A 20,277-nucleotide genomic window follows, 5' to 3' on the forward strand; every position below is an offset into this window, starting at 1 on the left:
CGATGCATCGCGCAGTCCAGGTCCTCGGGACGGGCGACAGGGCAAGAACTAGACCCATTTGCCGCCGAACGTCGTTAACAAACACAATCGGCCCTCAGGCCGAAATCGGCTAACCACGACTATGCCACAAACGCTGGCCTAATTTCTAGAGGAAAAAAGAGAAGTTAGTAGTCGGTAGCTAGTAGTCGGAACGAAGAGCGGCGCGGGCGCCGCGAAAGAGTTACTGACTACCGACTACCAGTTACTAGCTACTGCTCCGAGGTAGGGTGCGTCCGTGACGCACCGTCTTTCATTCTTCGTATTTCATCCGCGAAAACCTGCGTCATCTGCGGATCGAAATGTCTTCGATGGCAGTTGGTGCGCCGACAAAGCAATTCGGTGCGTCGCGGACGCACCCTACGAAAGACGCACGCCGGCACGAAATGCGTACGCCGTGAGCTGGCGAAGAAAGAACCCTCGCTGGCGCTTCGGGCTAGTGTTTGCCCCTATTCACTGCTCACTGCCTGCTGCTCTCTGCCGACTTCCTACGGCATGGGGCCGTGGATGACGGCACTCGCTTGTTCGAGATTGGCGCGGGCTGCGGCGTTGTCGGGTTGGATTCTCAGAACTTGCTCGAAGTAGGGGATCGCCCGTGCGGGGGCGCCCATCTTGAAATACACCGCGCCCAGGTTCTGGAGTGCTTCGACGTAGCCGGGTTGCAGGCGGACGGCTTCTTCATAATGTTGCGCCGCTGCCGGCAACTGGTCGCGACCGACCAGCGCATTGGCCAGGTCGAAATGGATGTCGGCCAAATGCGGATTCGTGTGCAAGGCGGCGCTGAACTCTTCGATCGCTTCGTCCGTGTGGCCGGTGACGATCAGGGCCCGGGCCAGATTCTTGCGGGCCTCGATCCGCTCCGGATCGATTTGCAGCGTATCGCGCAAGTGGGCAATCGCTTCGTCGATTTGTGCCGACGGTGAACCGCGACGCAAAGCATCGTTGAACAGAAAGACGCCGATGTTGTTGTGAACGTTCGGCTCGCTGGGGTTCAGACGGAGAGCCTCGCGCGCCAGATCGAGCGCTTCGTTATGGCGTCCGAGCGAATCGACATGCGAGGAAAGATTCGCATAAGCGGCCCAGCCCGACGGGTTCTTAATGATCGTGTCACGATAGAGCGTATCCAGATCGTGGTAGATGAACGTCTGACGATAGGATAGCACCGCGAGAACGAACAGCAGACCTGTGGCACCGACGGTGGCGAAATTCCGGCCGGCCGGCGCGAGCCGCTCGAAGAGTATTGCAAAGCCAGCGGCGGCCAGCGCGATGAGCGCCACGCTGGCGTGATATTGAAAATGGTCCGAGACTTGCGCGAAGCGCATGTAGTAAATGTTGAAGAAGCCCAGCATGGGGAGCATCACGCCGGCGTAGATCAGTGCGGCCGCGGCTGGGCCACGACCGAGACGCGCGCGCCCCGCTAACAGTCCCAAAGGCGCGACAATTGCTGCCAGCGGAAACAGATATTGCCACCAGACGTACGTGTCCAAGGCAAAGCGCGGATAGAAAAACGCCAGCGGCGCGGGCCAGACCAGCTTTTCGACATAAAACCACAAGGAGCGGCCGGCCAGCAGCAGCCGGGCAGTTGGCGAAAGATTCCATTCTTCGCCGTAGGCGCCGACGTGGTCGGTCTCCATGTACTTCGTCACGAGCCCCATGACGACCGAGAGGGCGAAGAAGGGGACCAGTGCAAGCACAACCTTGGGCGAGACGGTTCCGCGTTTCCACCAGTAGATCACCAGCAGCACGGCCGGCAGCGTGACGACCACGGTTTTGGCGAACAGCGCCAGCGCAAACAGCGCGAAGGCCGCCGCATACCAGGCGCAACGCCGCGCGGTTGGCGTTTGCTCTGATTGCAGCGGCGCAAGCGGGGCAAAGCGAAAATAGGCCAGCATCGACAGTAGCGCTAGCGACAGGCTGAGCACGTTCTTGCGCTCGGTGACCCAGGCGACCGATTCGACTTCGACCGGATGGACGGCGAAGATCGCCGCCGCGAACCACGCACCGGGTACCTTGAGACGCACGAGTAATCGCCACACGAGCAGCGCCGCCACGGCGTGCAGCGAGATATTGACCAGGTGATAGCCGAGCGGTTGCAAGCCCCAGAGTTGGTACTCAACCCAATAGGTCGTGTACATCAAGGGGTAATACTGCTGGATCGACCGCGGCACGAGCCACATTTGCCGCAGCCCATCCACAGAGCGGAGCGTGGTGTTGTCGATGACGTTGGCTTCGTCATCCCAAATGAAGCCGGCGTGCCAGACGGGGGCATAGGTGGCGACGATCATCAGGACGATCGCGCCGGCGCCGAGCAGAGTCTGCCAGGGGGCGCGGCGCGGTGACGTGGCAGCGCGCGCTTCGTCTGTTAGCGGCGCTGCTGTGAAAGCCGTAACACGATCAACCATTCGTGCCGCCAAGATAAGCGTTTTCGTGTGCCTTGCGCGGCCAACAAGTCGTGCCGTGTCGGAGGGTGTGCGTCAAAGAAGCCGCGCACGAAGCGAACCTCTACTTCTTTATCTGATCACGATAGGGCTTGCCAGCCGTGTAGAGTTCAAGACGTTCGCGTCCAACTTGCTTTTCCGTTTCTTCCGTTGCCAATTCGAGCGCCTTGCTTTCCCACTGGACGGCGTTTTCAAAGTCTCCCTTTTCAGCATAGGCTGCGGCTAGGATGTCGAGGTCATAAAACCCCTTCCACCCGGTTAGCTCGCACGATTTTGTCGCCATGAGTATGGCTTCATCGCCGTTGCGAAATTGGGGGTCGGGGCATGTCGCCCGCAGCCAGGCAAGACGGCGGAAGCAAGACGAGTGTGTTGGATCAATCCTGATGCCTTGGGCGTAGTCCTCGAGCGCCTTGTCAAATTCGCCCTTGGTCGACCGGACTAATCCGCGATTGTTGTAGGCCAGGGCGTCTGTGGGATCAATTTCGATCGCCAGCGAATAATCAGCGACGGCCTTGTCGAATTCGTTCTTCTTGCACCACACATGGGCGCGCCCGACGATCGCCCGGGCAAACTGCGGATCGATCCTGACAGCTTCGGTATAGTCCTCGATCGCGGCCTCGAGATCTTTGTTCACGTTGCGGGCCACTCCACGATCGTAGAAGGCCGTCGCGCGATTGAAGTAAGCATGGATGAGCGTCGGATCGAACCGGATGACCTCCGTGTAGTCCTTGATCGCAGCGTCGTAGTCCCCTTTTTCGCCGAACGCCCAGCCGCGAGTACCGTAGGCACTGACGCGCTTGGGATCGAGCTTGATGGCTTCGGTGTAGTCCCGGATGGCATTGTCGAGCTGGCGATTTTTGCACCAGGCATCTCCGCGAATGCGGTAGGCGGCAGCATTATTGGGTTCGAGATTGATCGCCGATGTGCAGTCGCGAATTGCCGCGTCATGGTCGCCGCGTTTTTCGAATTCGAGTCCGCGATTGAAGTACGCCTTGGCATACCTTGAATCGATTTTCAGGGCGGTGGTGTAATCGTCAATGGCACGGTCCTGGTCTTTCTTTGCGACCCAGGCCAGCCCGCGATTGTTGTAGGCTCGCGCATCGTCAGGGGCGAGCCGGATCGCCTCGTTGTAGTCCTGGATGGCCTTTTCGACGTCCCCCTTGGTTTCCCAGGCGCACCCGCGATTGACGTAGGCATGCGCGTAGGTCGGATCGATTCTAATAGCCTCGGTGTAGTCAGCGATTGCTTGATCCGCGTTTCCCTTGTCATCCCAGGCAATGCCGCGATCGAAGTACGGTATCGCGTCCGAGCGGTCGGCCGCGGCTCGTTGGCTGAAATCCTGGAAGCCATTGAACAGCTCGCCGAAGCTATTCCGGGCAACTCCACGGTTGGAATAAGAGCGGTGGTCCTCTCGGTTAATTCTGATGGCCTCGCCATAGTCTTCGATGGCATTGTCGTAGTCTCGGTTGGCCATGTGAGCCAAGCCGCGGACGATGTACGCGCTGCCAAACTGTGGATCGAGCGAGATAGCCTTGGTTGCGTCCTTGATGGCTTCGTCGGGCGCGCCTTGGGCAAAGCTGGCGCTCCCGCGAATTACATAAGGCGCCGCGCACTTCGGGTCGAGCTTGATTGCCTGAGTGCAATCCTTGGTGGCCTTGCCGAATTCACGTTTCGTGAAATGGGCGGCCGCACGACCGACATACCCTGCCGCCGAATTCGCATCAAGGCGGATGCATTTCGAATAGTCTTCGATCGCCCTGTCGCAGTCCCACTTAGCCAACCACGTATGTCCACGATTCAGGTGCGACAGCGCATTTTTCGGATCGAGGCTGATAGCTTCGGAAAAGTCCCTGGAGGCTTTGACGATGTCGCCTTCTGTGAACCAGACATTTCCGCGCGCGTAGTACGCCTCGGCGAACTTGGGATCAAGCCCGATCGCTTGATCACAGTCTGCCAGCGCCTTCGGAAAATCTTCCTTGGCAAGCCAGACGATGGCCCGCTTCGCATATGCAGAGGGACTTGCGCGGCCGAGAAGTTTGCCGGAGACGTCGGCCAACGCCTGATCAGCCGTTTGGACGTCACGCTTATTCAGCCAGGCTCGCCCGACCCACAGCCAGTTGCCGTTTACGGCTTCGACCGTCGCTGGGAAGGGGACGAGGTTGATGTCGATTGCGCGGTTGCCGTCGTGCGCCTTTGCACCATCCTTCCAGAAGACTGTGTCACCGATCTGCGGATCAGTGGTGTAAGCAGTCGTCGAATTAGTGATCAAGAATAGCGCACAGGCGGCAGGAACTAATGCCCTCATGGATATCGCGCTCCGCATGCCAGCGTATGGTCCCGAGCGACGATATGATAGGCGAACTCGGCGGCCGTCCCCAAGGCCGAAAGGTTACAAGCGACGGCGTGGACTGCGCGCGTACCGTTGAAAAACTCCGCTGCCGACAATCAAAATTGCGACAGGCGACCTGCACCATACGGTTATCGATGATGAAATCCTACTGGGATTTTTCGATTGTACTTTGCGGCTTAGCGCTCGTGCCTGGGCTGGATGCGACGGCGCTTGGACAACAAGAACCGCGAGGGCAGGTCGAGAGTTCCAGCCGTCGGCCCGATTCGCAACCAGTGCCGGGGCCGGCTGCGTCTGAGAGTGCCGCGGGCGAGGTGCCGGTGGCGCCGGTCGTGAACGCGGTAGTGCGTCCCTGGATGGCCAAGAATCAGGCGCCGGGCGTGATCGTGGTAGTACGGCGCGAGGGGAAGACGCATTTCTTTCCGCTGGGAATGGCAGACGCGGCACGCGGTCGGCCCGTGACGGCAGATACGATCTTTGAGTTGGCCTCGGTGACGAAGGTCTTCACGACAACGTCGCTGGCAATGGAGGTCGAGGCCGGCCGCATGCGACTGAAAGATTCGGTGGCGCAGTACATACCTGCGCTGCGCGGCGGCGGAGACATTCGCGATGTCACGCTGGAAGAGCTGGCCACCCACACTTCCAGTTTGCCGCGCACGCCCGGCGTCAAGGAACCGCCGCAGGGCTGGAACAAGCAGCACGTGTTGCAGTGGGCCGCGCGGTGGCGCGCCCCGTACCCGCCGGGCACTAAGAGCCTGTATTCGAACGTGGCGCTGGGCATCCTGGGATTTGCGATTGCCGAGCGCGAAGAGCGGCCGCTGTTGGCTGTGTGGCGGGAGCAGTTTCTCGGCCCCTTGGGGATGCGGAACACGTTCTTCGAGATTCCGGCTGAAGCCCGACCGCTGGTCGCGCAGGGATACGGCCCACAAGGAAAGCCGGTGCCGCACGATCCGATTGGCGGTTGGCCGGGCGGGGGCCGGCTCTCGTCGTCGGGACGTGACATGGCGGAATTTCTGACGGCCAACATGAACGAGACGCGGAACGTGCCGGCGATCACCAGCGCCATGCAATTCGCACAGCGACCGTTCTTTGCCGCTTCCGAGAAAATGACGCAAGGACTTTGCTGGCAGCGCGTGCAGTTGCAGGGGCAATTGGTGATCGACAAGAACGGTGGGCTGACCGGCACCTCGACCTATATCGGGATGCTGCCTGAGCACCATACGGGCGTTGTAGTGATGGCGAATCGTGGCAAATGCCAGGCGACGGCCGTGGGGCGAAAACTTCTGATGGCCCTGATCGCGCGCGAGCATGACGAAGCCACGCCCGACGAGGAATAGCCCAGCACTGGGCGTTTTTCAGGCTGTAACACGCTTTTCGCTGTCATGTCACGTATGCCGCTCGGCATATTCGTGGGTATTGCCGGCAGCGACTAAAATTGGGGCCAAGAGCGAAGCTGTTCCCCACGCTGAGGGAAGGATCTTTGGCGCGGGAACGTAGGGTCGGTGCGTCGAGGCGGGCTAGAACGCAATTGTTTCGCGGGGAGGGGGCGTTTCAAGGATGCAGGCAATGCGCGGCGGAGCGTGGTGCGGCGTTATACTTCTCGTCTTGGTTGCAGGGCATCAGGCGATGTCTTGGTGTACCGGTTCGGGCACGGTAACAGGCAACGTTTCCGTGCGCTCCGGCGAACTTTCGAGTGCGGACGAGATACGCCGCCTGGAAGATAACGCCATGCTGGCGCGGGCGCTGGTCTATGTCGACACGCATCCGGTGAAGGCCGAGGCCGTCGATCCGCAGAAGACCGACGAACACAAGCAATGGCTGGCGGACGTCGAGCGCGAGCTGGCCCGGCATCGGGTGCCGGCGGTGCGACCCGGGACCGCCGTAACGCCATAGCATTCTGCGGGCCGCTCGACGCGCCTTTCTTCGCCGTACCGCGGCGGATCTGGGCCGCGATTCCCCGCGCGTGCTGCGCTCAATTGGCTTTCAGCTATCTGGAATCAAAAAAATGGCCGCCGAGTGCGTGGTTCTCGGCGGCCTGGTGCGTCGGAAAGATCGCATGCGAAGCGATCGACGGCCGACGCTCGACACAGTTTTGTGAGATGCGCGTTGAAAATAAACGCGGCTTTGAACAAGCTCGCAGACGGGGCTCGTGGCAAGTTCGGCCCCGCAGAAGCAAACTTAGGGCAGGCGAACGAGCGTCGCAATATGCCAATCGGCGGTCTAGAGAAGTGCCATTATTGGCTAAGTAAACGAAAGTGTAAGGTTCGCGTCAGCATGAGGCTGCGAAACGAACTCCGAGCCTGTGGATGACATGACCCACGCAGCAATCCATTTGCTTGCCGGGAGCGAACAACGCGTCAGACGCTGAACGGCAGCGCATCGACGCGACGCGGAATGCGCGCGTAAGCTGCCTGAAGATTGCGGGGCGTTGAGAACGCGGGGCGAAACGTCTAACCGTCGACGGTTGGGACGCCCAGGAATCGACCGCCGCTGATATACCATCCCTCGCCGCACGATTGGCACCAGAAGATTCGCGTCGGCACGTTCATCACGCAGCCGCGGGCCGACGAAATGCGAATGTCGACCACGCCCGTCGGTATCTCGGTGGTGTGCAACAGCCCGATGCCGCTGGCCGAAATGTCACGACTGAACGCTCCATACTGTTCGCCATGCGTGCCGACAATCGACACGGCGCGAAAGAACGGATAGCGAATGCCCCAGCGGTCGTCGCGCTGATCATTGGCGCGGGCCTCGACCAACAAGGGATGCAGGGCGTTCCCGAAGGACCGTAGTTCTTGAATTTCGAAAGGCATGTTCGGATTCCGCCAAGTAAACGAAGCCGTCGAAGACATCGTCAAAAATCTAGCTCACGCCAAGGTGCCGGCAGGGCGTGGGACCTATCGAATCGGCGGTAAAACCCTCGTTTTTGCCGAAAACCCTCGTGTTGCTGGAAGCCGGCGCTGCGGGCTATAGCGATGCCGACCGTTGAAAACGTCGAGGAAAAAGGTGGCATTTGCCGGCCGCGCAGCTGAGCGTTACGGTGTCGCGGTCGTAGATCAGGCCTAACAGGGAAGTGGTGAACGAGCGCGACAAAACGCCATTACTTGGTTAAAATGCCTGCGGATGTGAAGTCTGCGATTGATCGTCGCGCTGCACCGGGACGGGCTTCACCGACTGGGGCTGCGGCGCATTTAACTTGGAACACTAGATGCTGGCTCAACTTCGCGGTGCCTTTACGGGCGTGGCCTTTTTATTGCTGTCGGGGGTGACCCTGTTTGCAGCGGCGCAGGCGTTTTCGATCGGGCTGCCGTCGGCTTTGCCGTCGCACACTTCGGCAATGATCGCGGCGCTGGCGTCGCAAGACATGTCGCGCGACTCGAAGTCGGACAAGGTCAAGATGGGGGATCGCGTGCAGCGCGAGCTATCGGAAGAGGTTGACTGGCCGGCCGAGCTGGCCGCACTGAAGGAACCGCAACGACAGCGGCTGGTCGAAAACGTCACCGAGCTGGCGATCGCCTCGTTCGATAACAAGGTGGAACGCTTTCATCAAAGGCGCGAGCAGGATCGGCCTAAGTTCGTCGGTAAACAGATCGACGAGATCGTCCACTGGGCCGTCGTGCTGGACCGGGTTTCGCGGACCGAGGGAGAACCGCTGATCGGGCCCGCGGCGCTTGCCGGGCTGATGGCGCGTATCAAGCAGTGGTATGCCAGCGCCACGCCTGACGAACTGGCCCGCCTGCAAGCTTTTCAAAAGGCAGTGGCCGACGAGTTGCCCAAGCGGCTGATGCGCCGCATGCGCCCTGGCGAGAACTGAGGCGCGGCGTGACCGAGTTAGGGTGATTGCGTGTACCCGCGCGCCGGGCTGTTCCCTGTAACACGCCTAGCCCGGCCTTCGGCGGGCGGCGGTTCAAAACAGCACCGCCAGACGGGCTTTTCTTCCCTATCCGCAAGGCGCATGCGGTGTCTTCACGTACTTGCTCGGCGCGAAGGCAATTAGGTGTGGCGCTCGCGCGTTTGTTACATGTCCGTCGCTCTGACGGATGCGCTCTGAACCTCGACATGCCTGCGCGGGTTGCATCCCATTAGGCGACGCGGGATCGCGCATTTGCGCGTCTTTAACTTTGCATAGTCCTCGCCCATTCGTTGCTCAAGGAATCGGCATTCGCCCGCGCGCCGCGCATTTCAAATTTGTAATTGAGGGTGCAAGTGGATGGGGCGTAAGCGGTTGGGTTAGCTAGCGCAGGCCCTCGATCGTGCTGGCACATGGCTTGCGGCCGTCGGCGCGATGCGGAAGCAGTGTCCCCTATTTCGTCCTTCTTCGAGGCGTACGTTCCATGGAAACCAGATTGTCTGCGCTAGTGCTATGTCTTGTGTTATTGGCTCCCTCGATCGCGCTTATGCCTGTGGCAGCTCATGCCCAGGATGCGGCGCCGGCAGCTGAAGCGCCCCCCGCCGACGCGGCGGCGGCACCTGCCCCTAATTTGCCCCCCTACTTCACGGCGATCACGCCTCCTGATGCGGAGGGGAAAGAGCAGGCTCCTTTCTGGCCCGATGCTGGGGGCGGAAAGTCAGGGTCTTGGGCTGTGCCGTCGGGCGATACCGCCGGTGGAGGTGACGTCCCCGAAAAGCTGACGATTCCGGATATCTACGATCGGGTGGCCCATAACCTGTACTCGATCAACATGGTCTGGATGCTTCTCGCCGGCTTCCTGGTGATGTTCATGCAGGCCGGTTTCATGCTTGTCGAGACTGGTTTGTGCCGCGCTAAGAATGCGGGCCATACGTCGGCAATGAACTTGCTAGTTTACCCGTTGGGATGCATCACGTTTTGGGCTTACGGATTCGCGATCGGTTGGGGCAATTGGTACAACGCCCCGGTTGCTCCGGGTTGGTACTCGCCGCTAGGGCCGGGTACCTCGGTTCTGAACGGTGGCATTGGCATCGAAGAAGATTCGGCCACGCCGGGCATCTACAAGTACGGCCTGCTCGGCACGAAGGGCTTCTTCCTGCACGGCATGGACGATACGGCCGTGATGGCGTTGTTCTTCTTCATGATGGTGTTTATGGACACCACGGCCACGATCCCCACGGGGGCGATGGCTGAACGTTGGGCGTGGAAAAACTTCTGCCTATTCGGACTTTGGGTGGCCTTACCTTACTGCATCTACGCGAACTGGGTCTGGGGCGGCGGTTGGCTCGCGCAGTCCGGCAAGAATTGGGGCTTGGGTCACGGAGCCGTCGACTTTGCCGGTTCGGGCGTTGTGCATGCGATGGGAGGCATCATAGCGCTGGCGGGGGCCATGGTTATCGGACCGCGGATCGGAAAGTACATCAACGGCAAGCCGCAGGCCATGCCCGCGCATCATATTCCGATGGTCGTTTGCGGAACGTTTATTCTGGCGTTCGGCTGGTTCGGGTTTAATCCTGGATCGACGCTGGCTGGCACGGACCTTCGTATCAGTATTGTCGTGGTCAACACGATGTTGGCTGGTGTGGCAGGCTGCCTCGCGTCGATGCTCACGATGCAACTTCAGGGGATGAAGCCAGATCCCTCAATGATGTGCAACGGCATGCTGGCCGGCCTTGTGGCGATCACGGCGCCCTGTGCGTTCGTCGATAGTTGGGCAGCCGTCGTGATCGGCGGACTGGCTGGCATCATTGTCGTGTTCAGTGTCTTCTTCTGGGATAAACGGGGCATTGACGACCCGGTCGGCGCCATAAGCGTACACGGCGTCAACGGTATATGGGGTTTGATTTCGCTCGGTATTTTCGCCAACGGCAAGTACGGTGGCGGCTGGAATGGCGTCGTCCGAGAGAAGTTCACCGAGAACGGAATGGATGGCGTCCGTGGAGCACTTTTCGGAGATGTATCGCAGCTGTGGGCCCAATTGCTGGATGCCGCCGTTGTGGCTGTCTTCGGATTTATCATGGCGTATGCCTGGTTCAAGATCAGCAACCTGATTACGCCGATCCGTGTTCCCGCCGAAGTCGAGTTGGAAGGGCTGGACGTGCCTGAAATGGGTGCGCACGGCTATCCCGACTTCTCGCTGACCTCGCACGGTACGACTTCCTAGCAGAAACCTCGCGATCTGCTTGGCTCAAAGAGATTTCTGGCTTCCGCCTAGCCAGAAGGACGGCCCGCGCTTGGGCGGGCGGTGCAAACCGCTCGTCCAAGACGGGTTTCATCCGTTGATGGTCGGCATTACATCAAGCTTGAGAGGCTCTAGATCGAGGCGCTGTGCCGGCCGAGATTGCGCCGAGCGTCGTTGACCTGTTCGTGAACTAGATGCACAAGGGCTCGCACCCGGTCGAGTGATAGAGGGCCGGTGCGTTCTTTCGCGCACGCAGCGCCGCGGACGGCGACGTAATCGGGCGCACAGGGGAGCAGTGTCGTGATGGCCTGCACGTCGAGCGACCCGGCGAGCACGGCTAGCATTCCCAGTTCTTGCACGCGTGCGACGTGCTGACGGCATTCCGCGAGACTCCACAGGTCGAGCAATCCGCCTGAGTCTTTGCGCCAGGTGTCAACCAGGATGGCGCGGCAGCCTGAGCGCGCAGCGACTTGCAAAACCTCGGCCGGCGGCGGCGCCTGGGCCCGGTCTGTGTCGGCATAGATCACGGCCACGGCAGACGTCGATGCCGGCAAGCGGGCGATTGCTGCGCTAAAGAGTTCAGGCCAGTCCAGGCGAGACGCGCAGCCAGATAGTCCGAACTTCGCCAGTTGGACTCCCGAGGGCAGGGGGAGCGTGGACGGCGCTTCCAGCAGCTCGCCCAGGGCCGCGCTTAACGGCGCGCGCCCTGCAACGGCCGTGACGACGTCGTTCATCGTTGCGGCATCGACCGGGCCGAGCGATCCGCGATGCGGTTCCTTGAGATCGATCAAATCCGCGCCCGCGGCGAGCGCGTAGAGTGCTTCGTGACGGTCGCGCACGCTGACGAGCAGGCCCGTGCTCATTATTGGGCCTGCGTGGCTTTGAGATTGGCTTGTGCTTCGGCCAAACGCGTATTGAGCCGGGTCACGAGCGCCAGCGACAAGGGTTCGCACCAAGTGCCCCGAATCGTGACGTAATGATTGCACCACGAGCCGAGGGCCGGTTTGACTTCGCGCTGTGCGTAGTCGGTTGCGCGATCGGCCAAGCGGATGACGACGGTCGAGACCTGCGAAGCCGAGGGCTCGTCTTTGCGCAGGTAGCTGGCACCCTGTCCCATGAGAAAGCCCTCGACCAGCGGCAGCGGCACGCGAAACGGCGGACCGGAGCGCATATAGAACAGGACCTCGTCGCCGCGCAAAGCGATTCTGGGTTGGCGCAATTGCAGAACGAAGGCGATCGTGAGTAGCACGGCCGCGGTGGTGACCGCGATGCCGAGGTAGCGGGCCCACAGCATGGTCGGCGAAGCGAGCAGTAGTAACAGGATGCCGCAAATCAGGCCGAATACGGGGAAAATCAGCGCAAACAGGATCGCGCGACGATTCGTGTGCAACCAGACTTCGGACATCGAGCGATTGGCTAGAAAATGGTTCCGATTTTCACGCAGCCGGCGGACTGCCGGTCACGAATGTTAACAAATCGAGGCCTGCTTCGCACGGCCGGGGCAGGCTTGCGGGCTGTCATGTACGGCCAGCGAATTCGATTCTCGCCCGGACTCATCCACGCGGCGCGAACATGATCACCGCCATTCCGGCCAGGCAGAGCGCCAAGCCGAGATAGTCCCATCGCGCGGGCCGGATCCCATCAACGGCCCACAGCCAGCAAATCGCGACGGTGACGTAAACACCGCCATAGGCCGCGTAGATTCTGCCCGCGGCTTCGGGGTGCAGCGTGAGGAGCCAAGAGAAGATCGCCAGGCTCAGTGCCGCAGGCACCAGCAGCCATGCCGAACGGCCCTGCCGTATCCACAGATACGGCAAATAGCAGCCGACAATCTCGGCGACGGCGGTGACTACAAACAGGCCAGTTGTCGTCACGATTTGCTGAGCAGTCATGGGAGCAAGTGGTGCGGGGCGGAGTGGGTTCTTGATGGCAGTTATTCTACTTGCCCTTCGTCGCGATCTCAAAATTGACACTGTTTCAAAAAGGGGCGTTGAAGCTGCGGCGCGACGGCTGGAGTTTCCCGAGATTGCGGTTATCGTATTAGCAAGATTCGAGGCACAATCGGTGCGCAGCGCGCGTGCCGGCGTCGAGGCGAGCGACGGAATGCCTGATCGAAAGCCGCCGGTTTCCGTAATCTCTGCGCCACAGCGCAGGCGGTTAACCGCGATGCCACTTGCCGACCTAGCACTGACATGACAAACGAGCCTGCCGCCGTCTCCGATTCTTCGCGCACGGTCATTTATTCCTTAGCAGCGATCCTCTGCCTGTACGCGGGAAGTGTTGTACTGGGACTGCCGCAGCAGGGCACGGCGCTGACGATTGGCCATGCGGCCGAGGGCCACGGCGAGCACGCTGCTGAGCGAGACGGCGCAGCGGCTCACGATGCCGGGCAGTTGGCAACGCCGCCTGGTTATTTCATGGTGCTGCCGTTTGCGCTCTTGTTGGGGGCGATTGCGGTATTTCCGCTTGCGCACGTGACTGAGCATTGGTGGGAAAGCAACCTGCACCGCTTTTACGTGGCGGCGGGGCTCGGGCTGTTTACGCTTGCATACTACGCCGTGATGCATGCGCATCCGGTGGATCGCCATTTCTTGGGGCACGCCGTTATCGCGCCGACGAGTGGCGGTATCTCGCTGGCGGTGCCGTGGACCATTTTTCAGAATGCCATCTTCGAAGAGTACGTTCCTTTTATCGTGCTGTTGTTCAGCCTGTATACGATCAGCGGCGGCATCCGTATCGAAGGGGATCTACCGGCTCATCCGCTGACGAATTCGATCTTCATAGGGATTGGTGCGGTGCTGGCCAACGTGATTGGCACGACCGGCGCCGCGATGCTGCTGATTCGGCCTCTTTTGGAAACCAACAGCGAGCGGCGGCACGTCAAACATACGGTCGTCTTTTTTATCTTTGCCGTCTGCAATTGCGGTGGCTGCCTGTTGCCGATTGGCGATCCGCCGTTGTTTTTGGGTTACTTGCAGGGAGTGGACTTTCTGTGGACCGTGTCGCTGTGGCCGCAGTGGCTGCTGGTGAACGCCTCGCTGGTCGTGATTTATTACGCGTGGGATCATTTTTTTTGCTACCCACACGAAAGCAAAGTCGATATTGTCCGCGACGAAGCGCAAATTCGGCGGATGCGCTATCGTGGGATCTGGCCGAACGCGGGATTGCTGCTGGCCGTGGTCGTGGCGGTGGCCCTGTTGGATCCGAGCAAGACGTTGGCCGGCACCACGTGGCATCCCTGGCTGTTTTTGCGCGAGGCGGTGCAACTGGGGCTCGTAACGCTGTCGCTGTATCTCGGCGAACGTGCGGTGCGTCGCGACAATCAGTTCAGCTACGGCGCGATTGTCGAGGTGGCGGCGCTGTTCTTTGGCATCTTTCTCTGCATGCAGCCGGCCCTACAGATTCTGGCGGTGAAGGGGAGCGAACTGGGGATCGACGTCCCCTGGAAATTCTTCTGGAGTACCGGCGCGCTGTCGAGCGTTCTGGACAACGCGCCGACATATTTGGTCTTCTTCAAGGCGGCTCAATCGTTGCACGCAGGGGGTGAGTCGATGGCCGGCGTCGACGTCGAGATTCTGGCCGCGATCAGCCTGGGGGCGGTCTTCATGGGGGCGATGACATACATCGGCAATGGCCCAAACTTCATGGTCAAATCGATCGCCGAGAAGTCGGGCGTGCGGATGCCGAGCTTCTTCGGCTACATGCTTTATAGCCTTGGCATTCTGCTGCCGCTGTTCGTGCTGGTCACGTTTTTGTTCTTTCGGTAGTGCGCTGAATCGATCGTTTCGCGACCGGCATTCTCGCCTCAGGTGGCGTCCGACGACCGGGGCGTCGCTTGGCTCTTGGCGGTGGGGACATTAAGATGGGCCCGCGATAGCACGAGCGAGGCATCCGCCGCGTTCGGCGTCGCTGAGCACATTTCTGCAGGATGCACGTGTCCCCGTGAAGCATGAGTTGATAACGACCGATCAGCAGCTGGCCGAGTTGTGTAGCGTTTTGGCCACGGCGCCGCGGATCGCCTTCGACACAGAATTCGTCTCCGAGGACACCTATCGGCCGCAGCTTTGCCTGGTGCAGGTCGCCGCGGCCGGTCGGCTGGCGGTGATCGATCCCTTGAAGGGGGCGGACCTGAAGCCGTTCTGGCAGATCCTGGCCGACGGGGATCACGAAACGATCGTTCACGCCGGGCGGCAGGAAATCGAGTTCAGCCTGGCGGCCGTCGGGCGGCTGCCGAAACGATTGTTTGACGTACAAATCGCGGCCGGCATGATCGGCCTTGAGTATCCGGCCAGCTACGGATCACTGGTTTCGAAGATCCTGAACGAGACGCCGCAAAAAGGGGAGACGCGCACCGACTGGCGCAAACGGCCCCTTACGGATCGGCAAATCGAGTACGCGCTGGCCGACGTCGATCATTTGGACCAACTGCGCGACAAGCTCGGCGAACGCCTCGCGCGATTGAAGCGCACCGAGTGGTTCGCCAGCGAGATGACCGATTGGATCGACGAAGTGCAGAACGCCCAGAACCGCGAGCGGTGGCGCAAGGTCGCCGGCAGCTCGGGGCTGCCACCGCGCGGATTGGCGACGGTGCGCGAGCTGTGGAACTGGCGCGAGTCCGAGGCCGCGCGACGCAATTGCCCGGTGAAGCGCATCTTGCGCGACGATCTGATCGTCGAGCTGGCGCGGCGCCGCTCGGTAGATCCCAAACAGATTCGCGCCATTCGCGGCATGGAACGAGGCGACCTGGCCCGATCGCTTCCCGATCTTTCGGCTGCGATCGATCGCGCCTTGAAGAAGCCCGACGACGAATGTCCGCGCGTCGTACGGACGGACAACAATTCTCAGTTGAATCTGCTGGGGCAGTTTCTTTCGTCGGCGCTCGGCAGCATCTGCCGGGCCGCGGAGGTCGCGCCGAGCATCGTCGGCACCGCTTCGGACGTACGCGAGTTAATCGCGTTCCGCCTGTCCGGCGGTAAAGGGGACGCGCCGCTATTAGCACAAGGGTGGCGCGCCGAGGTTGTGGGGCAAGTGCTGGAAGACTTACTGCGCGGAAAACTATCGATCCGCATCGTCGATCCCCGGTCCGACCAGCCATTGGCCTTCGAGCCGTCGCGCAGCGAGTAATTGCGCTCTGCGCGAATGCGCTGCAGCAGAGGGACGGAACGCGCGACGGTTCTATTTCCCAGTGCCGAAGAAGGATTTGCCGTCGCCCAAGGCGTTGAAGACCCCGGTCGTTGCGACGGGGGCCGGCTGATCCAGCACAACGCTGGGGGCCGGGGGCGGAACCGGTGCCGGCGGCGGAGCGGGCGCGGCCGCTGGCTTGGCGATTATATTCGGCGGCGGAACGATCACGGCCGGCGCGTTGGCCGAAGGCCTGTCGTCCGGTTTGCTGGCGAGCTGGTCAACAGGTTCGTCGTATACCGCTTCCGAGGTCACGGGGATTGCCGACTTGGCGCTGGCGGCGACGCTCTCTTCGCGGAACTTCAGCAGTCCGCGCTCGTTGGTGCCGCGCGCTTCGCCATAGATCGAGCCGCGCTGATAGGGCCCGGCACCAAAGAACCAGGTGTTTTTTGCGTCGGCAATCACGGGGAACGTGCCGGACTGCCAGATCGGTTTGCCCGTCTGCTGGTTGTAGGCGAACAGCGCGATCTTGGCGATGCCCGCCTGGTTCGTCGTTTTGGCGAAGGGGATTTCCGGAATCGCTGACGGCACGCCGGGCGTCCCCAGGTTCGGTAGCGTCGTGGCGGGCACACCGATCATCACGCTACTGCTGTTGGTCCCCAGCACGCCGGCCCGGGCTTCGACGATGTACTTGGCCGAGGCGCGATCCGGTTTCAGTTGTACGCCATTCGAGAGTAGGGCCTGACGTAGCGTGCCAATTAGATAGTTCTGGTCCGCATAGCCCACGAGCCGATCGGTATCGAGAAAGACTTCTTTGCCGGCCAGCGGTTGCAGATTGATTTCGTTGATCGCCTTGTCGATGGCCGAGGACATCAACATCATTTCGGTGGCGGTCCGCGCCGAATCCGAGCTGCGCGTCGCACCACAACCTACGAGTAACGTTAAGAGCAACGTTCCGATCATGGTCCGCGACAGGGCACGTGCGCAGCGCGGCTGCGACCGAACCCAGCGTGGGTTCAGGCGTACCTTGCGCGGCGCAGAGTATCGCGCCAGTCGTTGCGGACGTTCTTCGAGCATCACGGCCTCGGGTGACTCGGCACCGATCAAAACGGACCGATCGGTTCCCTGAAGGGGCCGCGGAGTATAGCGAAACGGCCGAGCGCGCTAAACCGTGATTTGGTCCGCGATGCGAACCTGGGCAGAATCGCCCGACGTGGCTGATTCGCGAGATTGCAGAATGCGGGCGGGCGCGGCAAGCGATCGCCGGCCCGAATTCTCGTGGAAGCTCAACGACTCGCTGAAACTCGTTGTCGCAAAGAGGTCGCTGCCAGCAGTCGCTAGCAGCGGCATCAGGAAATTATTCCGCGTCGCCGGCCGGGGCGTCATAGAAGTGGGTGGTCTCTTCTTCCGTCAGCTTGGTATCGAGCGACGGGCAGTTGAGTTCGGCACGGAACCGATGGGTGCCCGGCGTCTCGGCCTTGGCTTTGATCTTGTAGACCACCTCGCGCCCCATCTCGAGCGATCCGATCGTCTTCAAGACCACGATGCCTGGCTTGAGTTCGTGCGGGCCACCTTCAACCGAAATCGGCTCGATGCCGTTCGAGAAGTAAGCAGTCACGTCGATTGATTCGGCACTCTTCGAGCCGCGATTGCGAATGTGTACTTCGTACGTCATGTCCGTGCCCACGGCGACCGGGCCGCTCGGATCGACGACTTCCAGCGTCAGGTCAGCGACCGACTCGACGTGTGTCTTGGCCACGGCCGACTGCTGCACGTCGCGATCCGCGACGCATTGCACTTCGACCTGGTTCGAACCGGGCGATTTCAACGTGCATTTCATCGACAGTGTCACCTCGCCATCAGCCTCGAGCGAACCGACGGTCCAGTTGACGGTCTTCGACTCTTCGCTGTGGTGGCCGGACGAACTGCTCGACAGGTACTCGGCTCCTAGCGGCAGCCGGCAACTGATCTTAAGGTTTTGTGCCGGGGCGTTGCCTGTGTTCTTGACGAGGATGTCAAACGTGGCGGGTGTGCCAGAGTACTGCATCTTCGGTCCCTTGGCCGTGACGGTGAGAGCCGCGCGGCGGACCGTGACTTCCTCTTCGAGGATTACCGAAATGTCGCCGGCAGCCTTGGCCTCGGCATGGATCGAAACCTGGCCGGCCTGGCGAGCGATCAATTCGATTTCGATCGTCTTGCTTTCGCCGGCGCGGAGCACGCCCAGCGGGTGGCTGGCCGGAGGCCCATCGCCCGGATTGAGCGGCATCAGAGTGATGACGACGTTCTCGGCGTCACCGGTGCCGGGATTCGACAGGTGCAACTTGTAGGTCGAACGTTCGCCGAAGGCGACTTCCTTCGCACCGTCGATATTCAACGCCAATTTCGGTTCTTGCACTTCGACCGTGGTCTGGCTGGCGACCGGGGCCTGTGTCCAGCGCACCGAGAGATCAAACGGCTGGCTCTTGCGCGGCACGATGTCGAGCGACAGTTCTTCCTTGCCTTGTGCGGCGAGCGTGTTCAGCTTCCAGCACAGTCCGTCGTGGCCGGGGGCAGGCTCAGTCGAGCCGGTGGTTCCCTTGGCTTCGACGACTTCGGCAAACTCGGGAACGGCGATCGTGACGACGACTTCGCGAGCGGCCACGGCGCCGGTGTTCTTCAGCACGAGCTTGTACGTCGATTGCTTGCCGATGGAAATCTTGCGCGGTCCGATTGTTTCGACACTGATGCTGGGGCTGGCGCCGCGCACCGTGGTGTCGACGGCGGCCGGCTCGGCCGCGGGGGGCGCTATCGCGGCATCATCCAGGGCCGGATTCACAGCGCGGGCGACGCGCGGAACGGCGTTTCCAACGGGGGCATCAGTTTCGGCGTTGGGTTGTGGTTGTGGTTGCGGACGACGTGCCGCCTGACCCAACGGCGGTGCATGAGCGGTGGCCGAATCATCGACGACGCGGCGCTTGCTAGCGGCTTGTCCCGCGGGGACGTTGCGCTGTGTGTTTTGCTGACCGTTGGAACGGGCAACCGGTGCGACACCATCGTCTTCGTAGGATTCGTAAGTTTCGGTGGGGCGCGCGACACGGCGTTGTTGCTGCTGCGCATTGCGCTGCTGCGGCCGGCCATTTTGCGGGCGATTGCTCGATCGATTGTTACCGACCAGCGACCGGCCGAACTGCTCGACGCGTTGCGGAATGCTCATCCCCTGGTCGTCGTCGTTTTCGTTCTGGGCATGCGCCTGTGCCAGCGGCAGCGCCCCGGCGACGAACAGAATGGCCAATACGCGGAGTTTGGAAAGCATGATATCTTCCTGCATTTGCGCCAGCTTTAGGCAGTTCGTCGAATTTATCGTCCGGGCGAACCGGGCGAGTTTAATCGGATTGTCGCAACGCTCTGAATACACCGGTTGATAGCGGCGCGCGCCAGCAGATTAAAGTGCGGCCTGAGGTCGCGGTGCCAGCGAACTGTCACCGTGCGCCCGACATGGTGTGCACGAGAAGCGGCGTCATGGTGCGTTGCGCACATTAATCCCTCTCCCCCGCGGGGGAGAGGGTTTTTTTTAAGGACTCTGATTAGTGAAGCGGCGGTTTCGCGCTGACTTGGTTGTCACTCACGTGTCCCACGGCTTCGCGGAAGGAGCGGGTGGCCACCATTACGAAGCTGCCCACGACGAAGCCCAGGAATCCGCCGAGAATCCCGGAAGAAACGCCCCCCAGAATGATTCCGGGCAGATTCGCCGGTAGCAGCAGCACAAGCGCCGCGGTGCCCAGCAGTAAACCGGTCATGGCACACAGCGAGATGACCAGCAGTAATCGGCGTCCGAAGCCGCGCGTGTCGCGCAACTGCGTGGCCGGCGCGCAGCAGGCCGACGCATCGAGCGCGGGAACGTCGGACAGATGCGTGATCGGGCGCTGCCTGCGCATGCCCGACGGGGAATGATGCGTTCCGAAAGCATTCGCCGCTACGTGCGCCGCGGCCATGATCAGAAACCAAAGGATGGCCGTGCCCCACACGGCGCCGAAGCGCAGAAACACGAGAGCCAGCAGCGCGCACACCGTCATGCCGATGAATAACGAACGTGTGCTGAACTGCAGCGCTTTGCGAATCGCGCGATCTTCGGGGGAAATATCACTCATGGGCGCTATCGCCGAAAGAAGGTCTCCATGACAAATCGTAACACACGGCGCGGCAAGTTGCAGCATGCGTTGTGCCATGCGAATCCGTGCCACCAGTAACCAGGCGCGTGCGCGTG

16 protein-coding genes are annotated in these 20,277 nt (G+C 61.2%); 7 read left to right on the top strand and 9 right to left on the bottom strand.

Features of this window, described 5'->3' with window-relative positions; all coding sequences use genetic code 11:
- Nucleotides 1-524: 524 nt before the first annotated feature.
- A complete protein-coding gene (locus tag VGN12_00250; GenBank protein ID HEY4307853.1) occupies nt 525-2,438 on the bottom strand; it encodes a tetratricopeptide repeat protein in 1,914 nt (637 codons plus the stop codon).
- Nucleotides 2,439-2,538: 100 nt separating this feature from the next.
- Nucleotides 2,539-4,779 (bottom strand): tetratricopeptide repeat protein, encoded by a 2,241-nt coding sequence (locus VGN12_00255; GenBank protein HEY4307854.1) that lies wholly within the window; start codon nt 4,777-4,779, stop codon nt 2,539-2,541.
- A 179-nt stretch (nt 4,780-4,958) separates the two neighbouring features.
- Between VGN12_00255 and VGN12_00260 the strand changes: the two genes are divergently transcribed.
- Together VGN12_00260 and VGN12_00265 are read left to right on the top strand one after the other, a co-directional pair.
- Nucleotides 4,959-6,158: a serine hydrolase gene (locus VGN12_00260; GenBank protein ID HEY4307855.1), complete on the top strand. Its 1,200-nt coding sequence runs from the start codon at nt 4,959-4,961 to the stop codon at nt 6,156-6,158.
- A gap of 289 nt (nt 6,159-6,447) precedes the next feature.
- A complete protein-coding gene (locus VGN12_00265) occupies nt 6,448-6,714 on the top strand; it encodes a hypothetical protein (protein HEY4307856.1) in 267 nt (88 codons plus the stop codon).
- A 557-nt stretch (nt 6,715-7,271) separates the two neighbouring features.
- Here the strand turns inward: VGN12_00265 and VGN12_00270 are convergent.
- Nucleotides 7,272-7,634, bottom strand: coding sequence for a PilZ domain-containing protein (locus tag VGN12_00270; GenBank protein ID HEY4307857.1), 363 nt, complete (start codon nt 7,632-7,634; stop codon nt 7,272-7,274).
- Between the two features lie 395 nt (nt 7,635-8,029).
- Between VGN12_00270 and VGN12_00275 the strand changes: the two genes are divergently transcribed.
- A complete protein-coding gene (locus VGN12_00275; protein HEY4307858.1) occupies nt 8,030-8,635 on the top strand; it encodes a hypothetical protein in 606 nt (201 codons plus the stop codon).
- 520 nt (nt 8,636-9,155) lie between these two features.
- Entirely contained in the window at nt 9,156-10,895 is a 1,740-nt protein-coding gene (locus VGN12_00280) for an ammonium transporter (protein HEY4307859.1), read from the top strand.
- Nucleotides 10,896-11,044: 149 nt separating this feature from the next.
- Here VGN12_00280 and VGN12_00285 read toward each other — a convergent pair whose 3' ends face one another.
- From VGN12_00285 to VGN12_00295, 3 genes are all read right to left on the bottom strand, one after another.
- Nucleotides 11,045-11,776: a (5-formylfuran-3-yl)methyl phosphate synthase gene (locus VGN12_00285; protein HEY4307860.1), complete on the bottom strand. Its 732-nt coding sequence runs from the start codon at nt 11,774-11,776 to the stop codon at nt 11,045-11,047.
- Complete coding sequence (locus VGN12_00290) at nt 11,776-12,318, bottom strand: hypothetical protein (protein HEY4307861.1); 543 nt, start codon at nt 12,316-12,318, stop codon at nt 11,776-11,778. The genes VGN12_00285 and VGN12_00290 overlap by 1 nt, the downstream gene beginning before the upstream one ends.
- 148 nt (nt 12,319-12,466) lie before the next feature.
- Nucleotides 12,467-12,805 (bottom strand): YnfA family protein, encoded by a 339-nt coding sequence (locus tag VGN12_00295; GenBank protein HEY4307862.1) that lies wholly within the window; start codon nt 12,803-12,805, stop codon nt 12,467-12,469.
- A 31-nt stretch (nt 12,806-12,836) separates the two neighbouring features.
- Here VGN12_00295 and VGN12_00300 point away from each other — a divergent pair, with 31 nt between their 5' ends.
- The 3 genes from VGN12_00300 (at nt 12,837) to VGN12_00310 (ending at nt 16,037) form a co-directional block, all read left to right on the top strand.
- Complete coding sequence (locus tag VGN12_00300; protein ID HEY4307863.1) at nt 12,837-13,109, top strand: hypothetical protein; 273 nt, start codon at nt 12,837-12,839, stop codon at nt 13,107-13,109.
- Nucleotides 13,106-14,680, top strand: coding sequence for a sodium:proton antiporter (locus VGN12_00305; GenBank protein HEY4307864.1), 1,575 nt, complete (start codon nt 13,106-13,108; stop codon nt 14,678-14,680). The genes VGN12_00300 and VGN12_00305 overlap by 4 nt, the downstream gene beginning before the upstream one ends.
- Nucleotides 14,681-14,855: 175 nt before the next feature.
- The gene (locus VGN12_00310) at nt 14,856-16,037 is read left to right on the top strand and encodes an HRDC domain-containing protein (GenBank protein HEY4307865.1); all 1,182 of its coding nucleotides are present in this window, start codon (nt 14,856-14,858) and stop codon (nt 16,035-16,037) included.
- A 51-nt stretch (nt 16,038-16,088) separates the two neighbouring features.
- Here the strand turns inward: VGN12_00310 and VGN12_00315 are convergent, their stop codons facing one another.
- The 3 genes from VGN12_00315 to VGN12_00325 all read right to left on the bottom strand — a co-directional run bounded on the left by VGN12_00315 (nt 16,089) and on the right by VGN12_00325 (nt 20,161).
- Entirely contained in the window at nt 16,089-17,141 is a 1,053-nt protein-coding gene (locus VGN12_00315) for a DUF6655 family protein (GenBank protein ID HEY4307866.1), read from the bottom strand.
- A gap of 250 nt (nt 17,142-17,391) precedes the next feature.
- A complete protein-coding gene (locus VGN12_00320) occupies nt 17,392-19,326 on the bottom strand; it encodes a hypothetical protein (GenBank protein ID HEY4307867.1) in 1,935 nt (644 codons plus the stop codon).
- Between the two features lie 271 nt (nt 19,327-19,597).
- On the bottom strand, nt 19,598-20,161 hold the full coding sequence (locus tag VGN12_00325; protein ID HEY4307868.1) for a hypothetical protein: 564 nt from the start codon (nt 20,159-20,161) through the stop codon (nt 19,598-19,600).
- Nucleotides 20,162-20,277 lie beyond the last annotated feature (116 nt).

Source organism: Pirellulales bacterium, assembly GCA_036499395.1.
GTDB lineage: Bacteria > Planctomycetota > Planctomycetia > Pirellulales > JACPPG01 > JACPPG01.

Bases quoted from the DNA above. Each gene is read 5' to 3' on its own strand.
- VGN12_00250 (HEY4307853.1), bottom strand. From the start codon at position 2,438: ATGGTTGATCGTGTTACGGCTTTCACAGCAGCGCCGCTAACAGACGAA.
- VGN12_00255 (HEY4307854.1), bottom strand. From the start codon at position 4,779: ATGAGGGCATTAGTTCCTGCCGCCTGTGCGCTATTCTTGATCACTAAT.
- VGN12_00260 (HEY4307855.1), top strand. From the start codon at position 4,959: ATGATGAAATCCTACTGGGATTTTTCGATTGTACTTTGCGGCTTAGCG.
- VGN12_00265 (HEY4307856.1), top strand. From the start codon at position 6,448: ATGTCTTGGTGTACCGGTTCGGGCACGGTAACAGGCAACGTTTCCGTG.
- VGN12_00270 (HEY4307857.1), bottom strand. From the start codon at position 7,634: ATGCCTTTCGAAATTCAAGAACTACGGTCCTTCGGGAACGCCCTGCAT.
- VGN12_00275 (HEY4307858.1), top strand. From the start codon at position 8,030: ATGCTGGCTCAACTTCGCGGTGCCTTTACGGGCGTGGCCTTTTTATTG.
- VGN12_00280 (HEY4307859.1), top strand. From the start codon at position 9,156: ATGGAAACCAGATTGTCTGCGCTAGTGCTATGTCTTGTGTTATTGGCT.
- VGN12_00285 (HEY4307860.1), bottom strand. From the start codon at position 11,776: ATGAGCACGGGCCTGCTCGTCAGCGTGCGCGACCGTCACGAAGCACTC.
- VGN12_00290 (HEY4307861.1), bottom strand. From the start codon at position 12,318: ATGTCCGAAGTCTGGTTGCACACGAATCGTCGCGCGATCCTGTTTGCG.
- VGN12_00295 (HEY4307862.1), bottom strand. From the start codon at position 12,805: ATGACTGCTCAGCAAATCGTGACGACAACTGGCCTGTTTGTAGTCACC.
- VGN12_00305 (HEY4307864.1), top strand. From the start codon at position 13,106: ATGACAAACGAGCCTGCCGCCGTCTCCGATTCTTCGCGCACGGTCATT.
- VGN12_00320 (HEY4307867.1), bottom strand. From the start codon at position 19,326: ATGCTTTCCAAACTCCGCGTATTGGCCATTCTGTTCGTCGCCGGGGCG.
- VGN12_00325 (HEY4307868.1), bottom strand. From the start codon at position 20,161: ATGAGTGATATTTCCCCCGAAGATCGCGCGATTCGCAAAGCGCTGCAG.